This is a genomic window from Desulfomonilaceae bacterium, from assembly GCA_041662605.1.
Taxonomy (GTDB): domain Bacteria; phylum Desulfobacterota; class Desulfomonilia; order Desulfomonilales; family Desulfomonilaceae; genus CAJBEZ01.
Genome location: JBAZSD010000057.1, coordinates 1 through 2,504, shown reverse-complemented (window position 1 = coordinate 2,504; position 2,504 = coordinate 1). Strand labels below are relative to the sequence as shown.

At 43.2% G+C, this 2,504-nt stretch carries 1 protein-coding gene; it reads left to right on the top strand.

The features are described 5' to 3' along the window. The first annotated feature begins 791 nt into the window (after positions 1 to 791). Entirely contained in the window at positions 792 to 1,997 is a 1,206-nt protein-coding gene (locus WC647_19970) for an MFS transporter (GenBank protein MFA6224583.1), read from the top strand. Positions 1,998 to 2,504 lie beyond the last annotated feature (507 nt).

Sequence of the window (2,504 nt, the reverse complement as noted above, 5' to 3'; positions counted from 1 at the left end):
GAGATAGTATAACCCTTGCCACCCACGAAGCACATTTCGTGCCAACTGTGCAAAACAGAACGATGTTTCTGAAAACCGTATGCTAATTAAATGGTTAAGTATAGTGATAGAGTTTGGTGTGAGTTACCAAGATTTGACAGGAAATGTGGGACGAGAGAAACATGCCTGACAAACGGACCATAAAATTCCTGATGTGTGTTTTATCAATAGGTTAAGGATACTGCTAGTGTCTTAATGTCGTTCGTTATTATTAATTTTTCGTCTCATTTTCGCCCTCAGTTTAGATCCGCTTCGCTTACAATGGCCCCTTTCGAAAAAAATTATGGTCTCTTTGACATGACTACTGCTCATTTTACTGTCTGATTTCAGAGCAGTTTATTACTTATGCCGCTGCGCAATATTTCGGGACCATTTCTTTTTCTTGCAGGCGGTTTTTGGTTCTCAATCCACAAGTTATCACAGTATAATGGCTTGTCTAAGTATTCTGGATTTTCACCTTGACCGAACTCTTTATGAGAGATGCGACTTGCTTGGGGAAACGTAGGTCCGACGGTATAGAGATTCGAGAAAATAGAGCATTTTCTAGTGGGCAAACCGCTGACCCTCAAAGGCGTCTTTGACGAATATGATTCAGGAATCCGTTAAACCCATCGACGACAAACGAGAAACCGCCTGTTATCGACGTGAGAACGCTTGGCGGATTCTGGCGCCTACTAAAATAATCAGTATGAAAGCTTTAGTTTAGGAGAGTTTGGCGCCACAACCCCGGCGCATTTCAGGAATCATTTTTTATGACCGAACCGAAAGGCCTCTTAAACCGTGAATTCATAGCCTTAAACGGTATAGCTTTCTTTACCTATTGCAATCTCGCAATCTTTTTTGAATTCCATGATTATTTGTCAACTCTTCCTATACCCTCCATGTGGATAGGGTTCCTCATCGGCGCATTTTCACTCACAGCATTCATTGTACGGCCCATAGTGAGTCCATTGGTTACCGTTCAGAATTCAAGAAAGTGGATGTTCATAAGTTGTTGTTCCTTGATTGCTTCCTTAACTCTTTATAATTTTGCTACCGGTTTTTGGAGTATGGTGATCACACGTGTGATTCATGGCGCCGCATACGTCGTAACGAGCACATCTGCTACCACCAGGCTCGTGTCTGTTATCCCCAAGGATAAGAGCGCCCAGGCTTTCGGACTCTTGTCTGTCATTTCTCTCTTGCCGTTTGCCCTGGTTCCACCATTACTGAAACCATTGACAGGCTATTTCCAAGGATTTGACGGGGTGATAAATATCTCAGCCGCATTGATGTTGATCAATTTGCCTCTAATTGCTTTGTTAAAAGCTCCCCGGACCTTAGATATAGATGAAGAAAACCTTTTCAGCTTCAGTGAAATTGTCATAAATCTTAGGGATCAACGAATCTGGACACTACTTGCCATAAATCTGATCGTGTGGACATCCTACACCGCAATCTTCTTTTATTTAAAAGGTTTCGGTGACAAGATAGGGATTTCTAATCCAGGTTATTTTTTTACAGTTTCAACCTTGACCCAAATGGTGGTGCGGGTTTTCGCCGGTCGCTGGTTTGATAAAATCAACAAAAAAATCTCGCTCATGGCGTCACTCATTTTGTTAATATTTGGCTACATGTTGATAGGAATTGTGACTAGCCCAATTGGTTTTTACAGTCTCGGGCTGGTTTTGGGTTTGGGCTGGGGCATAATTCTGCCAGTAATTAACGGATTTCTCTTCGATGTCTCCTCCCCGAAATTTCGGGGTTTGAACGCCAATCTTGCAACAGAAATGTTTCAGGCTGGTTTTACACTCGGACCATTCTTGGGTGGTCTGGTTTTGTTTAGTTACGGGTACTTGCCTCTATTTGTGCTGAGTGGTCTGGTGTTGTTAACAGGAATCCCGTTGACATTGCTTTTGACCAAAGAGAGGCGATTTGTCAGGGACAGACTTGTTGGGAGCAAACCTTCGGGGAGTTGATTTTACAAACAGGGTAGTGACGGATCGCCTCGTATGCTTCACGCCGAAGACCGGCGACGGCGTCTTCCTGCCGACTGGAAAGCTTAGTAGAGTTTCTTAGGGAGGAGTTCGGTGGAAAATTCGTATACACCAATGAACGCGGACATCCAGCGATTGATGAAAAACTACTTGAAGAATTTGCAAAGCTGTCACCAACACTTCCGAATGGACATTTCGGATTATCCAGACAATATATTTTCCTGGATGATGGACCATGCCTAAGATGTAAGATCGCTCTGTAATAAAAGTTTTGGATATAGTACAATTAGCTTCAAGATAGCGTAGCGTTGATTGAGGATTACACAGAGATTTCCTCGTATTCCTGGGAAATCTACGGAGGTTTATTGACGTGAAAGTCCTTATGATTACGTCTGAAGTGACGCCATTTGCGCAAACTGGTGGGTTGGGCGAGGTCCTATCCTCTCTACCGGTTGAATTGGCTTCTTTGGGAGTTGAGATTGACGTCCT

Excerpts from the sequence above, each read along its gene's own strand:
- WC647_19970 (MFA6224583.1), top strand. The coding sequence starts at position 792 with ATGACCGAACCGAAAGGCCTCTTAAACCGTGAATTCATAGCCTTAAAC.